Annotated in this window: 6 protein-coding genes; 4 read left to right on the top strand and 2 right to left on the bottom strand. The window is 54.6% G+C overall.

Annotated elements, in window-relative coordinates; translation table 11 throughout:
* Positions 1 to 328: 328 nt before the first annotated feature.
* Positions 329 to 1,306, bottom strand: a complete 978-nt coding sequence (locus GSQ94_RS16800; RefSeq protein WP_158945021.1) for a 3-oxoacyl-ACP synthase III family protein — start codon at positions 1,304 to 1,306, stop codon at positions 329 to 331.
* A 725-nt stretch (positions 1,307 to 2,031) separates the two neighbouring features.
* Positions 2,032 to 2,970, bottom strand: coding sequence for an acyltransferase domain-containing protein (locus GSQ94_RS16795; protein WP_216843121.1), 939 nt, complete (start codon positions 2,968 to 2,970; stop codon positions 2,032 to 2,034).
* A gap of 358 nt (positions 2,971 to 3,328) precedes the next feature.
* Between GSQ94_RS16795 and GSQ94_RS16790 the strand changes: the two genes are divergently transcribed.
* From GSQ94_RS16790 to GSQ94_RS16775, 4 genes are all read left to right on the top strand, one after another.
* On the top strand, positions 3,329 to 3,985 hold the full coding sequence (locus tag GSQ94_RS16790; RefSeq protein WP_158945019.1) for a 4'-phosphopantetheinyl transferase: 657 nt from the start codon (positions 3,329 to 3,331) through the stop codon (positions 3,983 to 3,985).
* Between the two features lie 531 nt (positions 3,986 to 4,516).
* Complete coding sequence (locus GSQ94_RS16785; protein WP_158945018.1) at positions 4,517 to 5,473, top strand: cupin-like domain-containing protein; 957 nt, start codon at positions 4,517 to 4,519, stop codon at positions 5,471 to 5,473.
* A gap of 184 nt (positions 5,474 to 5,657) precedes the next feature.
* Positions 5,658 to 17,255, top strand: coding sequence for an SDR family NAD(P)-dependent oxidoreductase (locus GSQ94_RS16780; RefSeq protein ID WP_158945017.1), 11,598 nt, complete (start codon positions 5,658 to 5,660; stop codon positions 17,253 to 17,255).
* A 131-nt stretch (positions 17,256 to 17,386) separates the two neighbouring features.
* Positions 17,387 to 26,974: non-ribosomal peptide synthetase (locus GSQ94_RS16775; RefSeq protein ID WP_216843120.1), on the top strand; the 9,588-nt coding region annotated here is incomplete at its 3' end.

Genomic DNA, 26,974 nt, shown 5'->3' with positions numbered 1-26,974 from the left:
ACGCTTCTCTCGATGACAGGACGCCGAGAGAGTTCGCTGAACCTAAACAGGTCGAAGACTAACTCTGACCTTGGTACAGGAAAATTAGGCCCTTCAATTTCGCCAAAAACTAACTCTCAATCTGGACTAGTTTTTGCCAAGCCCATCATTTCAATACTGGTCCTCAATTTCTATTACGCAATTACATCTTGTGATTGACCTCTTGGGAATTTCTAAAAATGCAGCACTGATGCCTTCGGACTATATTTCAGGAATTTACGGGACATCCGGCGGTCGCGCTTCTTGAACTGAATAAATATCTCTTAATTTAAAAATCAATGAGAATGCCTCAATCATTGGGGACACTCAAAAGGATAGCGCTGCCATAAGTTAATCCGGCCCCCACTGTAGAAATTGCAACCGAAGCGGATTCTTGTGACAGCCGGTCCCAGTTCTCAGAGAGCACGCTAACGGAACCAGCCGCAGCACAATTGCCAAAACGATCTACATTGTAAAGATGCCGTTCAGGCGGGATCCCAAGCTTGCTTATCGAAGTCTCTAGAATGCGAAGGTTTGCTTGATGGAAGACTACGAATGAGTCATGATCGGAAGGAATGCCCCGCTGAAGATATGCGAGCGCAAACTCTTTGACCGCAGCCGTTCTCTGGATGAAATGCTTGCCTGCAGTTATCACTGCGGCTTGCCATAAGCTTGGCAAGGCGGCGATTCTGATTTGCTCAAGGCTGAAACACGATGCGTGTTTTGTCGATACAACTACAGCTGTCGTCGCATCTCCCATTAGGGAACAGTTGGTTCGTTCACTATAGTCTAAGGATCTCGTGAAGTTTTCGGCCTGCACAAGAAGACCATAGTCGCATTCATGTTGGCCCAGCCATGCTTGTGCGACGGAGCAGTGAGTTAGAAAGGTGTTGCAAGCAGAATTGACATCGAATGCGACCGGCACAATTCCCAAACGATCCGCCAGCATACAGGCCTCGGGTGGGGAGGAATGGATGGGGCCACTGCTGCCCGATAGCACAAACCCGATTTCTGAAGCGTGAATCCCAGCTCTTCTGAGGGCCATTCTTGCTGCTCTCTCACTTGTATCGGTGTTCGTGTAAAGGGAGGCATCGATTGCAGCACGCACGTCGGAGTTCTTGGTTGTGCGAATGTAATCTAGGTCTAGTACTGTTCGACGCTCGCGAATCCCCAAGCGCTCGTCAATCCAAGCGGCGGATGTTCCGATGTCTAAGTTTTCCAAGAACTTATTGTCGATGATGTTCGGTGGATGGAAATGCCCGATACCGTGGATGTAAAGTGATGACACAAAAATCTCCCAGATGGACTTGACAGATGCTTCGTCAAAGCTCTAGCGCATGAATTTTAAAATTGGATACTTGAACGGCACTATTGCACTAACTTGTAATCAGATAATTGGCATACCAGTGGCATTCCCGGTTATTAAGACTGCGACTCCTGTTCTCACAGCTGATTCTGCGACTGAACCATTTGCGAGACGATAGACTGCGACCGTTTCGTATTTCTGACTGCATGGCGGTCACGCTTAGCCATTTTTCGACTGAGGAAAACTCACAAAGGGCAGAAACCAATTCGGACTCTTTTGAGAGACTGCACGACAAGGTATTGAGTGTTTGCCTCTTCACCTGATCGATATGATAGTGAGAGTGATTCCACTGCGATTAGTTACAGCAAAACGCTTGGCAGTTGCAAATTATTGTGAGCTGCGAGCCGAGTGTGTGCTGGACACGGCAATATCGTTGCTCCTGTAACTTTTCTTAGGCGGCAACGCGATAATTGCTGTTCTTTTTGTCTGCAGGAACACGTGATTGTCAAATCACTAAGCGGTCGAATGAAAATTGCGTTTTAGGAGTTCGCCTACGAGGAAGGTTCCACCACTCGGCCAAGCTATAGCGGGGATTGCTGTTGTGCGTGTCGCAGTCACAAAACTGCAAAATCCGGGGATAGATAGATCACAGCTATCAGACTGCCAGTTCGAGCTGGAGTTTGCTTGCAATGTGAGCGCAGGACCCCCTAATGTCCAGGGCCTAGCACTGCGATTACCTTGGACCAACCTTCGCGATCGCCACCGAGCGGAGAGAGAATCTTATGTATACGGGATTCCTTAGCGGCGGCCGAGCTGATGTATCTCGTGAACGTTGCGAGCGTACCAGACGGTCCCACATCGACGTAGTGCCAAAATTTCAGAGCCTCTAGCCCAAGGATCGAGTCTCGAAAGCGGATAGGCATCCTAGTCACATCCCAGAGATCGTCGGCGGAGATCGAGGTTAAAACCCGAGTCTTCGCACAACAAAACAGCGGCACCTGCGGCGAACGGAACGAAAGCCTCCGCCACTGATTCTTAATGGGAGCCGATCTTTCAATCCAACGAGAATGAAAGGCAAAATGTACAGGTAATCTCTGGTAGGTCAGACTATTTTCTGTAAGGATGCGCTCGATCTGCCCTACGGCTGAAACTGTCGAACTTATCACAAAATGTGAGTCAGCATTGATTGCGGCAAGCTCGCTGCATCGGGCCAGTCCGCTCGCCGTGAACGCTGCAATCGGGGCTAAAACGGCAATCATACATCCAGCATCGCAGGTTAGTTCCACGTTCCGCGCATGCTGTACTACAGATGCAAGCGCTTCTTGAACAGGGAGCACGCCAGCAACTGCCGCCGCCGCAAAGATGCCAAGGCTTGACCCTACAACGACATCTGGCTCCACTCCCGCTTCGTATAAGGCTTGCGCAAGAGAGTATTCCAAAATAAAGATCGCAGGATGCGTCAACTGGAGTTGATCAAAACAGGCGGATCGTTTGTAACCGCTCCGGTAGAGTATTTCCAGTATCGAGATACCCTGCAAGCGACGATGCTCGAGGTCTAAGCGATCCATCCAGTAACGGAAAGTTGGATTGTCTTCATAGAGTTCGCGACCCATGTCAAAGTATTGCGACCCTTGCCCTGAGAACAAAAACGCTACTTGAGGTCTAGACACAAGTCTTCCCTGAAGGTGATAAAGCACGAAAGCGAAAACAACTCGCAATATGATTCCACGATTCGGCACATCTCGGTAATGAGCTCATAGTCCATGCGCGTGAGTCCATACATCATTGCAGACGGCAATGACGAAATGCGAGTCATACAGTAGCTATATCATCAGGCAACTTTATGGAATGATGCAAATGAGGCTCAGAATGAAGATCTTGGATTAAGGAGCGATAAATAAACAATCGAGCGGAAGGTTTATTCCCAAGATCCTGACTACTCACGAGACACTTCCAAGAATTGTCGCTGAGGCAAATACACGATACAGATAAGGTAAACCTGCCATGGCTGACGACAAAGTGGCAATGCTAATGGCTACGCTTGTTCCGCCCGGGATAATGTGCTCTGAGCAGATCGGCACACTCGGCGGTAGCTTACTCGATGGCGAGACAGAGTTATTAACTCCAAATGCGGTAAGCAAGCGCCGAGAGGAGTTTACTGCCGGCCGGACGTGTGCGCGAGCCGCTTTGGGCCTGTTGGGAATTGCCCCGAGCCCGATTCTTCGAGGCTTGCATGGTGAACCGCTGTGGCCGAAGCATGTTATCGGTAGCATTACGCATTGCGGTGGCTACTGCGCTGCCGCAGTAACGACAGAGCCACGGTACAGGAGCCTCGGCATTGACGCCGAACCGAATGAAGCCCTTCCCCCGGGAGTGCTCGAACTCATCGCCCGACCGGAGGAGCGGCAATGGATCGCAAACATGACGGACGAGAAAGTTTGCTTTGATCGTCTCCTATTCAGCATCAAGGAAAGCGTGTACAAAGTCTGGTATCCGCTCGAGCAATGCTGGTTGGATTTCCATCAAGCACATGTGGAGATCGATTTAGAAGCTGAGATCTTCAGGACCAGACTGAACTTCGTGGGTCGGTTCTGTCCACAGATTCTTGAGGGAAGGTATACGGCGACGCGATCACTGATCTTGACCTGCAGCCGGGTATGAAGATTCGAGCGGGTATGTGGAATATCTCGGGGATATTGCTTGATAGCCAAGCTTCTAAAATTCATTTCCCACAACGCACCCAGAAATAAAAGGCAGATTCGACTACCGAGGTTCCCTGCAACCGCTGGCATTTCAAGTCGAGGCGATCCATCCAGTAACGGGAGCAATTACCTCTCCGCTTTCTATACTAACCTTTTGTCTCCGCACAACGCGCGGCAGTGAATCAACGATATATCTTCAAACGTTTTGTGATTAAAAGATGAGACATGGGTGTAGTTCCCTTGTCGATCTCCAGTTGGAGTTGAAGAGTAGCTTTTCCATGGAGAGTCGGAATAAATCCGGCGGCAAGGGGTTGTAACCAAGTGAGGTCCCCGATCGTCTCATAAAGTGAAAAGGCCGTAATTGTTCAGCGAAGGTGATTTGCAGCGTCTCCGTTCGTTGAATTTTTACAGCCAGGGTCCTGATGATCCTGGGTTGCTTCCTTCGCGAGAAAAGGTGCGGGAATTGCATGGGAATGATGGAGAGAAGTGGATGAAGATTGAAGGACAGGTACCGAGAATTGAATCGGCTACCAAAGAAGAATTTGTTAAGAATTTTGTCATTCCCAGCAAGCCTGTCATCCTTGCAGGTGCTACCAGGAAGTGGAAAGCTTACTCCGAGTGGACGCTCGATCGCCTTCGTTCCTTGATCGGCGAGAAGGTTGTCCGCGTCAAAGACTCTGCCACCGGAATATATCCGGATATTTTCTCTGGTATGCAGGTGGGCTTCAGCGAATTGAAGTTTAGCGATTACATCGACCTGATTGCTTCGAATCGGCCGGAGAGAAGTAAGAAGTATTTGAGCGGCGACGATGTGCGGATCGTTTCGAATTACAGCCAGACAGATTCTGAGCTGTCAGTTCTGATGAATGATATCGAGCTGCCTGAATACTGTGATGGAGCGATCAATACCATCGGCTTCTGGCTGAGTGCGAAAGGTGTCGTTGCCGCGCTGCATTATGATGGCGATGGGAGTCACAATCTCAACGCGCAGATCAAGGGCCAGAAGAGAGTGCTTCTCTTCCATCCAAGCCAGTCTCTCTATCCCTTCAGCGGGATTCAGAACTCCAATGGCGGTCATAATTTCAGCCAGATTGATATTACAAGGCCTGACGAAGCGCGCTTTCCTGCCTTCCGTTCAGCAAGGGCTCTGGAAGGTGTGCTTGAAGAGGGTGACATGCTCTTCATCCCCTCCTACTGGCACCACGCCTTGTTTCACGAGGGCGATGTCAACATAAACGTCAACTTCTGGTGGCAGCCAAATGAACTTCGACTCAACAAGGCCTCCTTCCACGCGACTTATCTAACGATTCTGCGCAGTGCGCTTTGCGGCGGTGATCCATTCCTCGATCCTGTGAAAGTGAAATCGGCAATTGAGGGTTTGTCACCTGAGACTCGCCGTCTACTGCAGGGTATGGAGGAGCAGATTCGCCTGCAATACAGGCTCTAGTGGCGATCTTCCATACTCGGTGCTCATAAAAGCTGTAATAGCAAGATGCTAACGCTAGCGCAATAGCACTTGTAGTAGTCATGAGAGTCTCCATGTCTCCGGACGTGAGGTGCGCGAGGAGATGTCCGCGATCGTCAGGCGTTGCCTGAAAGGGATATCAGAGAAGGGATATTAGGGAGACGAGATGAATTTCCATTCTGCGCTTTCAGTTGTGCGTCGCCGCCTCACTCGGGCGGTCGACCCAGTGCAGCAAGCCACCTTGGTGGAGAGGAATCCGACTGATGACTCCGACCGGCCTTCGGTAGAGAAACCGATGCCTGATTCCGGCAGCGCAGACTCACTTCGTCAAGGCCCTCCCCTGGCCGAGATCGAGCCGATAGCGATAATCGGAATGAGCGGGCGCTTTCCAAAATCCAAAGATCCAGACGACCTGTGGCGCAACCTGATCGCTGAGCGCGATTGCGTGGGGGTTCTTCCTCCTGATCGGTGGGGCACTGTTCCGCATATTCGCCATGCCGGAGTGATGGAGGGCCTGGATGAATTTGATCCGTTGTTCTTTGGTATCTCGCCGCGGGAAGCGCAGGCGATGGATCCACAGCATAGGCTCCTGATGACTCATGTCTACAAAGTGATTGAGGATGCGGGGCACTCCGTCGAAGGTCTTTCAGGAAGTGATACCGGTCTCTTTATGGCGATGTTTGCCAGCGGATACAGAAATCTTCTGAGCCAGGCTGGGGAGGCAATTGAGGGGCACAGCGCTGCAGCCATGTGGGGAGCGATGGGCCCCAACCGGATGAGTTATTGGCTGAATTGGCACGGACCGAGCGAGTTGTTGGATACAGCCTGCTCAAGCTCTCTTGTCGCGGTGCATCGTGCGATTCAATCCCTGCGTAGCGGCGAATGCAGCCAGGCGGTGGTTGGTGGAATTAACACATTGTTGTGGAGTGATTTTCACGAAGGACTGAGCCGGACGGGCATGCTGTCGCCCGGGGGGCGTTGCAAGAGTTTCTCTGCGCAGGCAGACGGTTTTGTACGTGGGGAGGGAATTGGCATGCTCTTCCTGAAGCCGCTTTCGGCGGCAGAACGCGACGGCGATCACATTTATGGGCTGATTCGGGGAAGCGCCGTGAATCATGGCGGGCGCGCCAAATCACTCACAGCTCCCAACCCGCGTGCACAGGCTGACCTGATCAAAATGGTATTGACGCGCGCCGGTGTGAATCCCGGTACGATCGGCTACGTTGAGGCTCATGGCACGGGGACCGAACTTGGCGACCCGATTGAGATACAGGGGCTCAAGAGCGCATTCACAGAACTGGACAAGGGCCTCGAGAAAGGAACCTGCGGGATTGGATCCATCAAGAGCAATATCGGTCATCTTGAGGTCGCTGCTGGTGTTGTCGGCCTTATCAAAGTGCTGCTGCAGCTGAAGTATCAGACGCTCGTCAAAAGTCTGCATTGCGACGAACTGAATCCCTATATCGATTTTGACGATAGTCCTTTCTTCGTTGTGCAGAAGACGCAGCCATGGGTTGCATTTCGGGATTCCGCCGGGCATTCGCTGCCGCGCCGCGCCGGTGTGAGCTCCTTCGGGTTTGGCGGAGTGAATGCGCACGTCATCGTTGAAGAGTACCTGCAGCCTGCGGATGCGCCGCAAACGCCAGTGGCATACCCGCTGCTGATTGTCCTGTCGGCCCGGCGCACGGAAGATCTGAAGATTAAGGCCGAGCAGTTGCTGGAACACATCAACCGTCATGTCGACGTCAATCTGGCTGATCTCGCGTACACATTGCAGGTTGGGCGCGAGGCTCTTCGCGTCCGGCTCGGTTTCGCCGCGCACTCCCTCGATCAAGCGAAGGCGAAGCTGCAGGCTTACCTCGATGAGGAGACGCAAAACGAAGAGATATTTCTGGGAGAGGTCGAGAGCAGCAGTGAAGGCTGGAAAGGCTTCACAAGCGACGATGAGATGGCCGCGATGATTCGTTCGTGGCTTGCACGGGGGCTCGCGAAAAGCAATGCCGCGAAGCTTCTGAAGGGGTGGACTGTGGGTCTCTCTGTGTCATGGGGCGAGCTTTATGGTGATCGAAGGCCAAAGCGGATCAGTTTGCCTACGTATCCGTTTTCCCGTGAACGCTACTGGCCGCATGGTGATTCGAGCGAAGTGAAGGACTCGCTGCAGGTAGAGTCTCCCTCGCTGTCGCACGAGACGGAACCGACGAAAAAGCCGGTCGCTGAAATGGTTCTAGATAAAGTAACGGAGTTTCGGGAAAAGCTGGATTCAATGCTGACGGGCGATCTCATGCTGGCGCCAGTGTGGGACCCGGCCATCATTGTATCGAATTCTGCGTGGCCGCTGACGACTGAGAGAGTCGCGATTCTTGGCGGAGACGAAGAACAACATGCAGCATTGAGGACGATGTTTCCCGATGCCCAGGTTCTTTCCGCATCGAGTGCAAGCAGTATTGGGCAGCAGCTCGAATCGACGAGTACGATCAGCCATTTGTTGTGGTTGTGTCCGGTCGCGGATGAAACAGAGGCAGGCGAGATCGCCAGGCAGCAGGAGCAAGGAGTAATCCTGGGTTACAGGATCATGAAGGCGCTGCTCAGACTTGGTTATGAGGACCGAGCTTTAGGCGTGACCGTTGTGACCCATGGCGCCCATGTCGTTCGACCATCCGAAGCGAACCATCCTTCGCATGCCGGTGTACACGGATTATGTGGGTCATTGGCAAAAGAGTGTCCGAAATGGCGCATCCGTGTTGTGGATGCGGATGGTAACCGCGACGTGCCTTTCCGTGAAATCTTCTCTTTACCGCCGGACGAGACTGGAGGCGCATGGGCTTATCGAAATGGGCAGTGGCACCGTCAGCGGCTGGTTGTATGCGATGTGCCCGACCCTAAGATAAGTGCGTATCGGTGTGCGGGTGTGTATGTGATTCTCGGCGGAGCAGGCGGCCTCGGGGAGGCTCTCACCGAATACTTGATTCGAGGCTACCAAGCCCAAGTGGTCTGGATCGGGCGGCGCGCGCAGGATGATGCAATCACTGCCAAGATCGAGCGGCTTGCAGCGTTGGGTCCAGCTCCACACTACGTGAGCGCCGATGCCAGAGATCGCAATGCTCTTCGACGGGCCTGGACGGCCATCCGCGCACGATATGGGACCGTACACGGCGTCGTCCATTCCATCGTCACTTTGGCAAATCAGAGCCTCCGGCGTATGGAAGAGGAACAGTTAGTGTCTGTTCTTGCTGCCAAGGTCGATACGAGTCTCTGGTTAGGGGAACTGCTGAAGGAAGAGCCGCTCGACTTTGTTCTGTTTTTCTCTTCCATCCAGAGCTTTACAAAGCACCCTGGGCTGAGCAACTACGCGGCTGCCTGCAGCTTCCAGGATGCATGGTCCAGTCATCTCGCACGGACTTTGAAGTGTTCCGTGAAAACCATGAACTGGGGCTACTGGGGCAGCGTCGGGGTGGTCGCAACAGAAGCGTATCGAGAGCGTGTGCAGCAGGCCGGATGGGGATCCGTGGAAGCCGTTCCCGCCATGGAGGCCCTAGAGAAGTTGCTGGCCGGTCCATTTCGCCAGCTCGCATTCTGGAACGTGACCGACCCATCAGCTATAGAGATTCTTGGCGTTTCGCAACGGATGTTCCGCGCAGACCACGAGGCCATCTCCATCTCTACAGAGCTGAAGCCTGAAAGCACAGGACGAGCGTTGCAGGAAGAAATCAACAGATGGAATGCGGCGGGAAGCTATCAGACTTTCCAGTCTCTCTTATTCGAGTTGCTGTCTGCCCAGTTGTATGAGATCGGTGGATGGGAAGATGCTGCTTCGGTGAAGGACTGGAGCAACAGCGTTCAGATGCCCGGTTTCTACGCCGGTTGGCTGCAGGAGTCATTGACGCTCCTGAACGAGCGCGGCTACGTCGTTTATGACAATGAGCTTTGCCATTTTACTGAGAAGGGCAGGAGGGATTCGTCGGCTATCTGGCGGCAGTGGCAAGAAAGAAAAAACATCTGGCGCGACGATGTGTTTTTCAAGGCAAAGGCCGAGCTGGCAGAAAAAGCACTCAAAGCAATTCCTGCCATTTTGACGGGCCGCACCCTTGCTACCGAGGTTCTTTTCCCCAACTCCTCCATGGAGCTTGTTGAGGGAGTCTATAAAAACAACCCCGTGGCGGATTACTTCAACGAGGCCGTTGCAGATTTCGTTGAAAAGTACGTGAAAGAGGTTGGAAAGTACCGGACAGATATTAGGCTTCGGATACTTGAAATAGGCGCCGGAACCGGTGGCACAACTGCGTCGGTACTCCGCAGGCTTACGAAGCATAAGGAGAGGATGGAGGAGTACTGCTACACCGATCTGTCGCCTGCTTTCCTGCGTCATGCAGAGAGGAATTACGGTCAGGAAAATCCATTTCTAAGTTACGGAATTCTGGACGCAGAGTTGCCCTTCGATGGCCAGTCGATTGACATCGGAAGCTACGACATCGTTATCGCGACCAACGTTCTTCATGCCACGCGCAACATTCACGCGACCGTGCGGAATGCAAAATCCGCGCTTAAGGCAAATGGATTTCTTCTGCTGAATGAGATCACAGACAAGGATATATTCGCTCAAGTTACCTTCGGTCTGCTGAAAGGCTTCTGGCTTTGCGAGGATAACGCCATAAGGATTTCTGGGTCGCCTGTTCTGACACCCGAGAGTTGGCTTTCTGTCCTGGAGAAGGAAGGATTCCATTCTATAGGCTTTCCGGTCAGGGCAGCGCGGCAGCTGGGACAACAGGTCATCGTGGGTCAAAGTGACGGCCTGATCCGCCAGGAGTTTGCCCGGGGACAGAAGCCTGTCGATTCGAAGCCAGAGCAGCATAGCGGTTCGGTAAGCGTCAAAGAGGTGACGGCCGAGATACGCCCTTCAATCGCAACAAAGAGTGTTGATGAAGGTACGCTCCGAGCTGAAGTGCAACACACGATCCGGGAAAAGGTCAGCCAGTTTCTCCGGATGAGCATCGATGGTATCCAGCCAAATGGTTCCTTCGCAGACTATGGCGTGGATTCAATCACAGTCGTTCAGCTGGTTCAGGAAATCAACGAGATATTCAGGTTGAACCTGATGTCGACGATCCTCTTCGACTACAGCTCTGTGGACAAGCTGACAACCTATCTCCTCTCCGAACATGGCGCGGAGCTTGCCTTCCTCCTTCAGGAGAGCCAATCAGAATCGCATGAAGTGCAGCCGGAAATTTCAAGCGGCAAAGATAAACCGACCGACCGTGCGGGTAAGGCCGCAGAGTTTTCGGTAGGTATTGACCGTGGTGAGAAAGACCGTGATGAGCCGATTGCCATCATTGGCCTCAGCGCGCGATATGCCGGTTCGAAGAATGCTGAGGAACTGTGGCAACACCTGGCGTCCGGAGACGATCTGGTTCGTCCCGTATCCAGATGGGATCTATCCCAGTGGACGCCTCGCGATGGTGATTGTCGTGACGGCGGTTTTCTCGATGAGATCGATCGATTCGACCCGCAATTTTTTAATATCTCAGGAACCGAAGCCACTTATATGGATCCGAGTCAGAGAATCTTCCTGGAAGAGAGCTGGAAAGCCCTGGAAGATGCCGGGTATGCGGGGAACCAGGTCGAGGGAACAAGATGCGGTGTTTATGCGGGATACTGTGGCGGCGATTATTTTGATGAGCACTTGGCCACGCCTGAAACTCCCGCGCAGGCGCTGTGGGGGAACGCTCCGTCCCTTCTTTCTTCGAGAATTTCGTACTACCTGAATCTGAGGGGGCCGGCGATTACGATCGACTCTGCCTGCTCCAGCTCTCTGGTCGCGATGCATCTCGCGTGCCAGAGCCTTTGGCGTGGGGAAATAGATCTGGCGCTGGCCGGCGGTGTTTCTATGGAATGCACCCCGGACTTTTACATCGCGGCAAACCGTGCAGGAATGCTCTCGCCGAGCGGACGCTGCAGGACCTTCGACAATCGGGCCGACGGCTTCGTTCCCGGCGAGGGATGTGGGGTGTTAGTGCTCAAGCGTTTGAGCCGGGCGCTTGCGGACAGGGACCATATTCACGGCACGATCCGCGCATCAGGAGTGAATCAGGATGGGGCGACGAATGGAATCACCGCTCCGAGCATGCTCTCGCAGGAGCAGTTGATAAGCCATGTCTATGAAATCAGCGGCATCCATCCCGAAGAGATTCAGATGGTGGAAACCCATGGTACGGGAACGAAATTAGGCGATCCGATCGAGTACAACGCGCTGAAGAATGTATTCCAGCAATACACCAATGTGGAGCAGTATTGCGCCATCGGCTCAATCAAAACGAATCTGGGACATACCACTGCGGCGGCTGGTGTCGCCGGTGTAATCAAGGTGCTGCTCTCTCTGCAGCATCGGCAGATCCCTCCTTCACTGCACTTTGAACGGAGCAACGAACATATAAGCTTTGAGCACAGCCCGTTCTACGTGAATCGAAATCTGAGATCCTGGGAGGTCAAAGCAGGGGGACTCCGGCACGGGGCGGTCAGCTCCTTCGGGCTAAGCGGAACGAACGCTCACATGGTCGTGGAGGAGGCGCCACCTGCGGTCAGGACAAGTGCGGATGTCCCTGCGTATCTCATCGCATTGTCCGCGCGCACGCCTGAGCAACTTAGGCAGCAAGTTGAACAGTTCCTGCGTTACTGCGCGGCAACCGCCGATGTGAATTATGGTGACTGCAGCTTCACCCTGCTCACTGGCCGGAAACATCTCGCATGCTGTCTTGCCTGCGTTGTAGACGCGAATGATTCCCCCATGGCCGCACTCGAGCATTGGCTATCGCATGGGAAGGCTTCAGGCATTTCCAGCTGGGACGATGCGAAGCAGCCGATTCGTGTCTCTATGGAGAAGCGCGGCCGGGAGATTCTTGACACATTCGATTGGTGTCTCGATTCCACGGAATATCGCGAGAGATTGACCACGATAGCCACGCTGTATTCGCAGGGATACTCGCTTCCATACGAGAAGATTTTTGCCGGCACTCAATATAAGCGAGTCAGCCTGCCTACTTACCCTTTTCGCGGCGATAAGTTCTGGATCCCCGAGCACAAGGAGTCTCGCAGAAAAATTGAATCAGCGAGAACGGCTGTGGCTGAAGTGAGTCCGTCCGCGAACAGCGAAGCGATGACCGAACCGAAGATGACACAGCATGAGCTGCGGCTGGCTCTGCAGGAGAAGCTGCTACGGATCATCTCGCAGTTACTTATGCTCCCGGCTGAAGATCTGGATGTCAACGAAGGGTTTTATCAGCTTGGATTCGATTCGATTACCCTCGCCGCACTTTCCGGTGAGATCAACAAGGTAGGAGGATTGGATCTTACCCCAGCGCTATTCTTCGAGCACTCCACAATAGCCATGGTAGCGGATTATCTGGTGGTGGAGCATCCCGTCGTCGCTTTGCGACTCACGAAGGCGAGTGAGGAAAAGAAAGGGTCGCATCCCGAGGAACAGGCTGCGTCTGACTTGTCGGGCGACACATCGAGCACCGAATCGGAAGCGTTGCGGCCGGCCGATGGCGCTCCCGTAAAAGAGTCTGCGTCCAATTCGATTGCAGTCATCGGGATGAGTGGGAGATTTCCCGGGGCAGCAGATGTAGGGCAACTGTGGAAGAACCTGGTCGAGGGACGCGATTCCATCACCGAGATTCCTCACGCGCGTTGGGACTGGAAAGCGGTATGGGGAGACCCGGCAAGCGAAGAGGAAAAGACGAACATCCGGTGGGGCGGTTTTATTGACGGCATCGATGACTTCGATCCGATGTTTTTCAACATCACCCCGCGCGAAGCGGAGATGATGGATCCCCAGCAACGTCTGCTGATGACCCATGTGTGGCAGGCGATTGAAGATGCCGGCTATGCGCCCGCAAGTTTAGCCGGAAGCAGAACCGCCGTCCTCATCGGAATGATGCCGGGCGGCTACAGTGGATTGCTTGCCAGCGCCTCTGTTGGCCTGAACGCCTATAGCGTGACAAATTCGCTCACTTCACTGGGGCCGAACCGGATCAGCTACCTTCTCGATCTGCATGGTCCGAGCGAACCGGTTGAGACCGGGTGCTCCAGCTCACTTGTTGCCGTTCATCGTGCTATACAGCTCCTGGTAAACAACGAGTGCGACCTGGCCATTGTAGGCGGCGTGAATACGATCCTCACGCCGGAGGGGCACATCAGCCTCAGTAAAGCAGGGATGCTGGCGCAGGACGGGCGTTGTAAGGCGTTTGCAGCGGGTGCAGACGGCTATGTGAGAAGTGAAGGCATAGCAGTTCTCGTGTTGAAGAGATTAGAGGCGGCGGAGAAGGACGGAGACCATATCTACGGTCTCCTCGTCGGCAGCGCGGAGAATCACGGGGGACGGGCAAGCTCTCTCACGGCGCCGAACATGACGGCGCAGGCAGAAGTCATCCTTCGGGCGCATCTGCTTGCTGGCACCGATCCGCGCACGGTTGCTTATCTCGAAACGCATGGAACCGGCACATCGCTCGGAGATCCCGTCGAGATCAACGGAATCAAAAGCGCATTTCAGAAGCTTCACGAGGCAAAAGCCTTATCCAACGATAGCCGAATGCCGTGCGGACTCGGATCTGTAAAAAGCAACCTTGGCCATCTGGAGATGGCCGCAGGCGTAACCGGGTTAGTGAAAGTCTTGCTGCAGATGAAGCACCGCACGCTGGTTAAGACTCTGCATAGCGAGCGGCTGAATCCATACCTCCAGTTGGAAGACGGTCCGTTCTATGTCGTACAGCATAACCAGCCATGGCTTTCCTTCGAGGATTCGCAGGGAAGGCAGATTCCGCGGCGAGCCGGAGTAAGCAGTTTTGGCGCGGGCGGGGTAAATACCCATGTGGTTCTGGAAGAGTATGCACCGGTACAGAAAGCAACTTTGAAACAGAAGGATGCTCGTCCAGCCCTTGTCGTGTTGTCTGCACGCGACGAGGAGCGGCTTAAGGATCAGGCGCGGCAGCTACTGGATGCGCTTGCGTCCCCCGAATTTGGGCAGGCTCGTCTGGCGGACGTAGCTTACACGCTGCAGGTCGGACGTAACGCCATGGATCACCGGCTCGCCATGTACGTGACGGACATCGATGAACTGAGGGACAAGCTCGGGCAGGTTGTTTCGGGAGCCGAAAGAAGTGATGCAATCTGGCGCGGGGTTGTCAGAAATCGTCGAGATAACGTCGATGTTGTCAATCTCCAGAAGGAGACAGACAAGGCAATCCAGTTGTGGATCGAGAAGAGCCAGTATGAAGCGATACTCGATCTATGGGTGAGAGGCGCGGTGATCCCATGGGACGCACTTTACGGCGCTGGAAGGCCCAGAAGAATTAGTCTTCCCACTTATCCCTTTGCTCGCGAACGCTACTGGGTTCCAGCCACGAAGGTCTCGGGTCCCACGGCATCCGCGAACACCTCATATCCCTTATTGCAGCTCGCCGAACCGGCTGTGGGCGATAGAGTTTACCGGTCGAGGATTGCCACGGAGAATATTCTTCTTGCGGACCACATCGTTCAGGGCAAGTCTGTGTTGCCGGCCACGGTTCATCTCGAAATAGCACGAGAGGCCGCGCAGGCTTTATGGAAGATTCCCTCAACAAGCGTCGTACCGCTCCGCCTCTACCAGATTGCGTGGATGCATCCGGTCATCGCAGAAGGAATCGAAGTGGATCTGCGGCTCAGCCTTTCAGAAGAGGGCCCCGGGCATGTTCGTTATGAGCTGTGTACCATGGACGCGGAGACGGGCGATGTCGCGGTCCACAGCCAAGGCCAGATGCAACTGGGCAGCGCGTATGAAAGATCGCGCCTAGATCTGATGCGGCTCCGCGAACTCTGTGCAGAGAGCCATCTGTCAGGTCAGGACTTCTACGACATGGTCGCGAGGTCTGGTGTCCATCATGGTGTGTCTTACCAGGGAGTCGAGTTTGTCGACTTAGGCAGGGATTCTCAGGGACAGGAGCATGCTCTAGCGAAAGTGGTCCTCCCTCGGCATGTAAGAAGCGCTAAGGATACTTATGGCATACATCCATGCCTTCTCGATGCCGCACTACAGGTTCCGATGGCTTTCACACAGTTCAGTGGGGCAATCCATCCGTATCTTCCTTTCTCGCTTGAGGAGATGCAGATATTCGCAGAGCCCGGTGAGGTGGTGTGGGTATGGGCAAGATCGAGCAATGACCAGTCTTTAGCGGGCGGCATCAACAAAATCGATCTGGACATCACCGATGAAGATGGTTTCGTCATGGTTCAGATCCGCGAGTTCGTAGGCCGCAGTCCGCGTGTGGATTCGCTCGATCGCCACATGCAAAATTTCCAGGATGATGCGGACGTGGATGCAGAAGAGCTGAAAGACGGTGGGAACCTGACCCTGGCTCCATTCTGGGAGGCAGAGCCTGTGAATCCTTGGCATCCGTCCCGTCAGGAAGCGAACAGCAACATGGTGGTGATCGGCGGAGATGGCGAGGTATTCGACGCATTGCGCCGGTTGTATCCCGACGCGAAACATCTGAATCCTCCGGCCTGCTGTGAAGTGCAGGCAATCGCCGATGCAATTGAAGAGTGCGGCCAGATCGATCATCTCGTCTGGTTGGCCCCTGCTGTGAGGGATAGAGGCAACGAATTTGAGCTCATTCCGCAGGCGCAAAACGAAGGTGTGAAAGAGCTTTTTCGATTAACAAAAGCACTCCTGCAGCTTGGATACGACAGCCGTGCTCTCGCCTTAACCGTGGTGACTCACGGTACGCAAGCATTGCGGTCTGCATGGAGAAATGATGCGACCCACGCGGGGGTACATGGCTTCGTGGGAACGCTCGCAAAAGAGTTTCCTCAATGGCCGGTGCGAATGATCGATGCACAGCCGGATGGACACTGGGACATTCGAACGGGAATGAATCTGCCCCCCGACGCAGACGGGAAGGCCTGGGCGTACCGGCAAGGTGAGTGGTATCGGCAGCATCTCGTAGGGTGCTCATCGAGCGTTTCTGTGAAGGGAAGGTTTCGACAGGGCGGAGTGTATGTGCTGCTCGGTGGAGCTGGAGGACTCGGTAAGGTTGTGACCGAGTACCTGATCAGGATGTACGACGCCAGGATCGTTTGGATCGGCCGAAGCGCGCCGGATCAAGAGCTGAGAGACAGCATGGAGCATCTGGCTTCCGTCGGGACCATGCCTGAATACATTCAGGCCGATGCCGCAAATCGCGATGAACTCGCAAGCGCCTGGCGCCGGATCAAGGAAAGATATGGACTCATCCATGGCGTGATCCATTCTGCTCTTGTGCTTGCGGATCAGACGATTGGGCGAATGCAGGAAGACCGGTTTGCCGCCGGACTTGTTTCCAAGGTCGATACCAGCGTCTGGCTGGCTGACATCGTGGCGGAAGAGCTCCTGGACTTCATCCTGTTCTTCTCTTCGATCCAGAGCTTCACCATGGCTCCGGGTCAGAGCAACTACGCAGCGGGAAGCGTCTTCCAGGACGCATTTGCCGCGCAGCTTCGGGCTCGTGTGTCGTACCCGGTGAAGGTTATGAGTTGGGGATACTGGGGGAGCGTTGGCGTCGTATCTTCGGAACACTATCGCCATCGCATGGCCCAATTGGGATGCAGTTCCATTGAACCGGCAGAGGCAATGCAGGCCATGGAAAACCTGCTTGCAGGGCCTCTTGATCAGCAGGTGTTCGTGAAAGCAATGGGAACGCAGGGCATCCAGTATCTCGATACGGAAGAGGAAGAATGCCTCACAGTCCTCGCGCCATAGAGCAGCACTAGAAGCAATCAGGATTGCGGCGGCTTCTCGTGCGCCGGTCCAAAACGAAATCAAGAACCAACAAGGTGAGGGATGGGAAGCGTCTAGTCTTTTCCATCCTCACTCACGGAGATGAATGCATTATGCCGCCGATGAACGAATCGTTTGATCTGATGATCCTTGAAGTACTTTATGCGCAGCTGCGCGCGATGGGCCTTGGAGGCATGAACGGATCACTCGCGGAGTGGAAGGCACGCATAAATGTGCTTCCTTTATATGACCGCTGGATAACAGAAAGCCTCTCCCTGCTGCAGGATTCGGGACACCTGAGTGGTATGAGCGATCGCGTCGTAATGCTCGAAGCAGCCGATCCGAACGAGATTTGGCAAAGATGGGAACAGGAAAAGTCTCACTGGGATGCCGATCCGACCCTGAAGGCGCAGGCCTTTCTGGCGGAAAAGACGCTTCGCAATCTTCCGGACATTCTTGTGGGGCGGCGCGGTGCTACTGAATTGTTGTTTCCAAATTCGTCGATGGAGCTTGTCGAGTCCGTCTACAGCAACAATCCAGTCGCTGACTACTTCAACAGGTTTTTGGCTGAAATGATCTTCACGCGTGTATCGAAGAGATCCGAAGTTAACGCGGGAAAGTTCAGGATCCTCGAGATAGGCGCCGGAACAGGAGCAACGAGTGCCCAGATATTTCAGAAACTGTCATCCCTTCGCGATCGTATCGAAGAGTATTGCTATACGGATCTTTCCGTAGCATTTCTGCAACATGCAGAGAGAAAGTACCGGAGCATCGCGCCCTACCTGCGATGCAAGATATTTGATGTAGAAAAACCACTGTTGGAACAGGGGATCGATGTCGGCCGCTATGACCTCGTTGTAGCGACCAACGTGATTCACGCAACGCGCAACGTGTGCATGTCGCTGCGGAACGCGAAGGCTGCTCTGAAGCAGAATGGCCTGCTGTTGCTCAATGAGATCACGAGCAAGAAGGTCTTCGCCCATGTCACCTTCGGTCTTCTGAGTGGATGGTGGCTTTACGAAGATGAAGCTCTGCGAATCGGCGGGTCTCCACTCTTATCCGGCAACAGTTGGCGGAATGCCCTGGAACGTGAGGGATTCCACTCCATTGGCTTTCCTGCGAGATCAGACGATATGCCAGGTCAGGAAGTCATCGTTGCCGTGAGCGATGGTGTTGTTCGACAGCGTGCTGCCTCAAATAAGGTATCGGCGCCTGTATCGCCTTTGAAGACAGACAGAGCCGCGAGCAAGTCTGGCTTTATCCGCACCGGAGAGCAGAACCCTGTGACCCCAGTTGGAGTTCGGCGCGAGAACATCCGGCCGATTCCAAGCCGTGAGAGAGAAATGTGTCAACTGATCCGCGAAACCATAGCGGAGGTCCTGAAGCTTGATGAAGACAAAGTCGAAGACGATCGCAATTTCGCTGATCTGGGAGTGGATTCGATCATCGCCGTGCAGTTGGTCAATCAGATCAGCCGGCGATGCGAACTGATTCTGCCGGCGACCGTCATCTTTGACTACAACACCGTGGAAGCACTGGTTCGCCACATCCTCTCGAAGAAGCAACGTTCGGTTGAAGAATCTCGTGCAGAGGAGCGTAAGCCGGAGGACAAAGCCACTGCTGCTGCGCCCGTTGAGAGAGCATCGGATCGAACCTCGGAACACGCAGAGGAGCGGCATGCAGGAAGTGAATCTTCCGATAGTCGCCTGAGCGAAAGGAAGCATTACCACAAGGTTCTTATCAAGGGGCCAGGGAGCGTTGATGATGTTGTGATCGTGAAAGCTGAGATTCCCACTGTTGGCGAGCAGGAAGTCCAGATTGCCGTCGCGGCGTTCTCTCTTAACTTTGGTGACCTGCTTTGTGCGCGTGGCTTGTACCCGAACATGCCGCCTTATCCATTCACTCCGGGTTTTGAAGTAAGTGGAATCGTGGTTCGAGCCGGAGCTTCCGTCACGAAGGTTGTGCCGGGCGACGAAGTTATCGGGACAATGTGGCGAAAGCTGGGTGGGCATGCGACCCTGGCCATCTGTCATGAAGACTGGGTGTTCAGGAAGCCTGCTGGACTGTCTTTCGAAGAGGCGTGTTCTTTGCCTGCCACTGCGATCACGATGATTCATGCCTTCTCGAGGATCAATCTCGCGAAGGGAGAAAAGGTTCTCATTCAGACAGCCGCCGGAGGCACGGGGCTGGTGGGTGTCCAGTTAGCGCAGAATCGAGGTGCCGAGGTTTACGCGACAGCCGGATCGGAAGAAAAGCTCAGATTTCTGGCGGGGCAAGGGGTACAACACTTGATCAATTACCGAACCACGGATTTCGAAGAAGAGATTTATCGACTGACCGGTGGGAGAGGTGTCGATGTCGTGATCAACACGCTTCCGCGTGACGCGATGCAGAAGGGCATGCGTTGCCTGGCTGCGGGCGGTCGATATGTCGAACTCGCGATGACTGCATTGAAGAAAGCCAGGAGTGTCGATCTCTCGGTTCTCAACGACAATCAGCAGTTTCACAGCGTTGACCTTGCGAGGCTGGCGCAGTCCAGGCCTGAAAGTATCCGGCGTTATCAGGAAGAGCTGATCCAGCTTACGCAGACGGGAAGGCTTCGTCCGACTATCGCGAAGACCTTTCCGTTCGATCAGTTGAAGCGAGCCTACGCATGTCTGGAGAATCGAGAGAATATCGGCAAGGTTGTCGTGAGCATCCCGGAATCCTACCACTTCAAGTCTGAAACGATTGCGTCGGAGACAAATCATGCCCCGCGCGAAAACGAAACAGATAAGAGAGTCCGTGAACCCATCGCAATCATTGGGCTGAGCGGACGCTATCCCGGTTCAGACGATGTCCATGAATTGTGGGGCCATCTGGCTCAAGGAGATGACCTGATCAGTCCCATCTCTCGATGGGATAAGTCGCAGTGGAGTCCTGCTTCAGGAGACTGCATGCAGGGAGGCTTTCTCAACGGAATCGACCAGTTCGATCCTCTTTTCTTCAACATCTCCGGGGATGAAGCCGCCTTTATGGATCCAAACCAGCGAATCTTCCTTGAGGAGAGCTGGAAAGCGTTGGAGGACGCGGGTTATGCCGGCGATGCGGTAAATGGCGTCCGGTGCGGTATCTTCGCGGGCTACTGCGGGGGCGAATACATCAAGGGTTACAACGACTTTGACGAGACCCCGGCGCAAGCGATGTGGGGAAACGCGGGATCGGTCATCTCTGCCCGTATCTCCTACCACCTGAACCTGAAAGGGCCGGCCATTACTGTAGACACGGCATGCTCGAGTTCGCTTGTGGCGATTCATCTAGCCTGCCAGAGCCTGTGGTCTCAAGAGACCGACCTCGCTTTGGCGGGAGGGGTTCTGGTTCAGTGCAGCCCGGATTTCTACATCACCGCCAATCGAGCCTCCATGCTTTCCAGGCAAGGAAAATGCTTTACGTTCGACGAACGCGCCGAAGGGTTTGTGCCGGGAGAGGGTTGCGGGGTCATTGTCTTAAAACGGCTGAGTGAAGCCCAGAGGGACGGCGACAACATTTATGGAATCATCCGGGGGTCCGGAATCAATCAGGATGGAGCGACGAACGGAATAACTGCGCCCAGTGCCCTCTCACAGGAGCAACTGGAGCGAGACGTGTATGAGCGGTTTCAGATCAATGCGGGCAGCATCCAGATGGTGGAGGCGCACGGAACAGGGACCCGCCTCGGCGATCCAATAGAATTTGAAGCGTTGAACAATGCGTTTCGCAAGGATACGCAAAGGAAGCAGTACTGTGCGCTTGGATCGATCAAGACCAACATAGGCCACACCGCCGCCGCTGCAGGTGTTGCCGGAGTGACAAAGATTCTTCTTTCGCTGAAGCATGGCAAGATTCCGCCATCGTTGCACTACGAGACCAGCAACCCGCATATCGACTTCGCATCGAGCCCTTTTTATGTCCCCACGAAGCTGGAGGACTGGACCGCCGAAGAAGGAAACAGCCGCCGTGCGGCGATCAGCTCTTTCGGATTCAGCGGCACCAATGCTCATGCGGTGCTGGAAGAAGCGCCTCGCGCGCAAATAATCCATGACAAAATGCCGGGATATCTCATTGTCCTTTCGGCAAGGACGATGCCGCAGCTCCGGCAGCAGGTGGAGCGTCTGCTGGAACATTGCAAGAAGAACCCGGCCGTTGATTGCGGCAACATGAGCTTCACCTTGCTCACCGGCCGCAAGCACTTAGCCCATCGCCTGGCCTGCGTCGCGGCTTCTAGCAACGAACTCATTGCCCAATTGGAGACCTGGCTCAACAAGGGCAACGCAAATCATGTCTATCAGTCCCCTGAGAACACGGGCGAGAAGCGGTTCTCACTGGAGCGCTACGGGAAAGATTGCCTCGAAGCTTGCCGGAAGCCTGTGAGCGATGAGGAGTATCTGGACCGTCTCGCAGGTTTGGCGGAACTCTTTGTTGAGAGCTACCAACTGCCATTCAAACAGCTCTTTGAGGGAAGAAACTATTCGCGGATAAGCCTACCCCCCTACCCGTTTGCCCGCAATACATTCTGGCTTCCAGCGAGTAGCAAAGCTGTGACGATGACGGCGCCTGCTGCTGTGCTGCATCCGCTGCTTCACCAGAATGTATCCACGCTGAGCGAACACTGCTACAGCACCCGCTTCACCGGCAAAGAGTTCTTTCTGGAAGATCATCGAGTTGAGCAAAAGCGTGTGCTGCCGGGAGTCGTATATCTGGAGATCGCCCGTTCGGCGGTGAATGACGCATTACGGCTTCCTCAACCCTTTACACCAATACGTTTGACAGACGTGGTCTGGGCGCAACCGGTTGTTGTCGATGAGAAGCCCGTGGAAATACGAACTGCTCTTGCTCTGCAAGAGAACGGGGCAGTCGCCTACAAGATATATACGCGCGAGGCAGTCGACGCTGAGGCGGTCATACACAGCCAAGGCATCGCAGAATTGCTGACCCGCGAAGAGTCTCTGCGATTGGATCTTCCGGAGCTTCGGGGAACGTGCGGAGAGCGGTTGAGCGGCGAGCAATGCTACGGCTTTCTTGAAGAGAGCGGTATTCGTTACGGCACATCCCACCGTGGACTGGAGTACATCGATATCGGAACGGACGCGAAGGGCCTTCGGCAGGTCCTGGGGAAGGTACAGCTTCCGGATTGCGTGCAGAAAACGAGTTCGGATTACATGCTCCATCCCAGCCTGATGGACGCTTCTTTACAGGCCGCAATTGGACTTATGGAGCAGGAGAGCTGCGAGCTGTCCGCATATCTGCCGTTTGCAGTGGACGAGGTGGAGATCTACGGCCGGCCCTCGACAGACGCATGGGTTTGGGTGCGCTACAGTGAGAGCCATCGAGCCGGCGAATCACTGCGCAGAATGCACGTCGATATCTGCGATGCGCAGGGCCGCGCCCTGGTATGCATGCGAAATCTCACCGCAAGGCGAGTGCAAAACGAGGCAGTCCATCAACTGCTGATCTTCGAGCCTGTCTGGCAAAATGCGCCAGATCGCAAGCAGCTCAATACGTCACAGAAATCTGCAGAGCGTTGGGTGATCGGCGTAGGAAATCGACTCAGGTCCAAACGGACAGCCCTAGAAGAAGCGTTGAACAAAGCCAGCGTCGTATGGATCGACGATGAAGGTGAGGATATCGCGGAACGCTTCACAACGGCAGCGCAGCAACTGCTGCAGACGATTCAGAGAATCATGGCGCAGCGTTCTTTCGGGGAGATCCTGCTGCAGGTTGTGGTTCCCTCCTCCAGCGCCGAAAGTGTCTTTGCCGGACTGTCAGGAATGCTGAAGTCTGCCCTGCAGGAAAATCCTAGAGTAACAGGGCAGCTCATCATAGTGGAGGCCGATGTCTCGGTGCGACAGATTCTTCATGATCTAGACGAGAACTTCCGCGATGGCAGCTCTATGGTTGTCCGCTATGAACAGGGTCAGCGTCAGATACGAAGCTGGGAGGAGATCAATTCCAAACATCAGAAATCTCTCTGGAAGGATGGCGGAGTTTATCTGATCTCCGGCGGAGCGGGCGGACTGGGGAGACTTTTCGCACGGGAAATTGCCTGCAGGACCAGGAATGCTTCGATCGTCCTGACCGGCAGATCAAGCATGAATGCAGATATCGTCGCTGAAGTGAATCGTCTGATCCAGAACGGCGCTCGCGCGGCGTATCACGCCGTAGATGTAACAGATCGCGAAGCGGTCCTGCGGTTGGTTGAGCGGATCCAGAATCAATACGGCAGGTTGAACGGGATCATCCACGCTGCGGGAGTATTGCAGGATAGCCTGCTGATCAATAAGACGCACCAGGAGGTACGGGCTGTGCTGGCGCCGAAGGTTGCCGGGCTCGTCAATCTGGATGAAGCGACTCGAGACATCGAACTAGACTGGATGGTGCTCATATCGTCTCTCGCCGGTGTCCTCGGGAACATTGGGCAGTCGGACTATGCGGCTGCGAACGCTTTCCTCGATGCATACGCGGAGGATCGCAATCGCCTTGTGACACAGGGGCAACGCAGCGGCCGGACGCTCTCGATCAACTGGCCATTCTGGGCGGAAGGTGGCATGCAGATCGACGTGGAGACACACCGAAGCATGAGTCTTCACGCCGGAATGGTGCCGCTTGAGGCGGTAAAGGGGTTCACCGCGCTCTATAGAGCCGTATCTTCCGGACGATCGCAGGTGCTTGTCGCAGATGCCAGCCGCGACAAGATGCGCCGCATTCTGCATGTGGATATCGCGGTCGAGGAAGATGTCAGTGCAAAGGTAACAGCGCCCGTCCATGCGGCAAATGGTGTATTACGTGGCAAGGTCCAGGCCGCTCTGCTGAGAGCCGCTTCTTCGTTATTAAAGGTTGATCGTGAATCGCTGGATGCGGATGCAGAAATGTACGACTTCGGCTTCGATTCCATTTATCTGACAAAGTTCTGCAACGAGCTGAACAGCCGCTACAACGTGGGGCTGAGTGTCGCTACGCTTTTTGAACACACGACGATTGCGCGGTTGTCGGAGCATCTAGTCAGTGAACATCAAGCGCAAATGGAAACGGTACTCGCTTCGGAACCTGCTGAAGAGAAGCCCGTAGCTTCCATGCAGCAGAAAGTGCATCGTTCGATAGATGGAGAAGCTGAGACCTCTGCTCTGTCCACAGCAGAGCCGACTGTTCTTCCGCCCGTCCGCAGAAAAGACTGGCCGCTCTCCTTCTCACAGCAGCGTCTCTGGTTCCTGGCGCACATGGAAGAGAGCAGTCGTGCATATCATGTGCCGCTAAGCTGGCGCATCCAGGGAAATCTTGATCGTACAGCGTTGCAGCGGGCACTCGACCAGATCGTGGAGCGGTATGATGTTCTACGGACGACGTTTCTTGAGGTGGATGGCTCTCCAGTCCAGCGCATTGCGTATGAAAAGACCAATTTCCCGCTTACCATACTCGATCTGAGAACGCACGCAGATGTAGAAGGTGAGTTAGCTGTCCAGATGGCCCAGGAAATTGACGCTCCCTTTGATCTCGAGGTCGGTCCGCTTATGAGGGGGCAGCTATTACGTACAGGAGAGAAGGAATATGTACTTCTTCTGACTATGCACCACATCATCGTGGATGGATGGTCGGTGGGTGTACTGAACTGGGAATTGAGAACTCTCTACGACGCGTATAGCAGGAACGGCGAGGTGTCTTTGCCGCCGCCTGCGATGCAATATCCGGAATACGCTTCACAGCAACGTGAAAGCCTGAGTGAAGGCACAATTGAGGCTCAGGCGAAGTATTGGCAGCAGACCCTCGATGGAGCGCCGCTTCTGCTGATGCTGCCACTGGATCGTCCACGTCCCGCACAGCAGGATTACGTCGGCTCAGCGGTGCCTGTAAATCTGAACGCAGTTCTCACCGCAGGACTCAAGGATGTTAGCCGCCGCTACGGCGCCACCTTGTATATGACCTTGCTGGTAGCCTGGGCAGCGCTGCTAAGCCGATTGTCCGGGCAGGATGAGGTGGTCATCGGATCGCCGACCGCTGGCCGCACTCGCTCAGAGTGGGAGAGCCTGATTGGTTTCTTTGTTAATACTCTGGCCATACGGGTGGACCTGTCCGGTCAGCCGACATTCGCAGAAGCATTGCTGCGGGTGAAAGATCAGGCAACCGGCGCTCAGAGAAATCAGGATATTCCGTTCGAAAAGGTCGTCGAAGCGCTTCGTCCGGAACGCAGTCTTTCGTATCAGCCGGTCTATCAGGCCACGATGGTCTGGCAGAACGGCGAGACTGTAGGGCTGGAGCTGGGCGACCTGAAGCTCGAAAGGCTGGAGCTAAGCCATCGTCCAGCAAAGTTCGATGTATCACTGGATATCGCCGAGGTAGGCGGACGTATCATCGGAAGTTTCGAGTACGCCACGGCACTCTTTGAGCGGACCACGATTGAGCGTTACTTCGCTTATTTCCAGAACCTTCTCTCAGCCATCGTTCGCGATCCGGGGCAGCCGATCGCGCGTCTCTCCATGCTGCCGGCAGAAGAACGGGAGCAGGTGCTCTTCGGATGGAACGGCGCGAAGAAGGCTGAAGGGACGACGCCGTTACTTCTGCACGAGCACTTTGAGGCACATGCCAGACAAAATCCTGAAGCGTCCGCAATCGTATTTGGTGATCGCAGGCTCAGCTATGGTGAACTGAACCGCCAAGCAAACCAATTGGCGCGATATCTGCATGTTCTGCATGTCAAGCCGCAGGATCGGGTGGCTTTGTGCATGGAGCGCGGTCCTGCGATGATTGCCGGTCTGCTGGCCATTCTTAAGGCGGAAGCAGTGTATGTCCCGCTGGACCCCAGCTATCCGGAAGAGCGACTGCACTTCATGCTGGAAGACGCAGAACCGGTCGCACTGCTGACCGAGGGCTCGCTCAAAAAGTTATTCGATGGGTCGGTCAGGCCAGCGACGGCAGTGGTATCTCTGGATGACGAGAGCATCCGTTGGGAGGATTACCCGGATGGAAATCTCGAACGCTCCGAATTGGAACTGAGCCCGGCCCACGCGGCATATGTCATCTACACATCGGGCTCGACCGGCAGACCCAAGGGAGTTGTTGTCGAGCACCAGGGCCTCTCAAACCTGATCGTGGAGCAGGCTCATGCCATAGTAGTCGACGCACACAGCCGAGTTCTGCAGTTTGCGTCTTCCAGCTTCGATGCCTCTGTCTTCGAGATTGCCATGGCCTTGTGCCATGGCGGCTCTCTCTATCTGTGTCCGAAGAATGATATTCACACAGAGGACGGACTGGTGAACGTCATCGAACGGAATCAGATCACGCACATCACCCTCCCTCCTGCGGTTTTAGCTGCGCTGTCTCATGACGTTACGCTCAGCTCTGTCCGTTTCCTGGTATCTGCTGGCGAGGCAATGACGACCGACCTGGCAAAGCGTTGGAGCCGCGGGCGGACCCTCATCAACGCTTATGGTCCCACAGAAGCCTCCATCTGGTCGACCATGTATCTGCTTAATGAGTGGGACGCGGTGGCAAACTCAATTCCGATCGGCCGTCCGATCGCGAACACGCAGATTTACATTTTGGATGGAGTTGGTGAGCCTGTGCCGATCGGTGTTTCTGGTGAGCTTTACATTGGTGGATTTGGTGTAGCGCGAGGTTATCTGAACCGTCCGGAGCTGACGGCGGAGAGATTTGTTCTGAATCCGTTTGTGAAGGGAACAGAACGGATGTAC

The sequence above is a fragment of the Granulicella sp. S190 genome (assembly GCF_009766095.1).
Taxonomy (GTDB): domain Bacteria; phylum Acidobacteriota; class Terriglobia; order Terriglobales; family Acidobacteriaceae; genus Edaphobacter.
The sequence above is the reverse complement of the archived record's forward strand: the minus strand, read 5'-3'. Positions and strand labels throughout refer to the sequence as shown.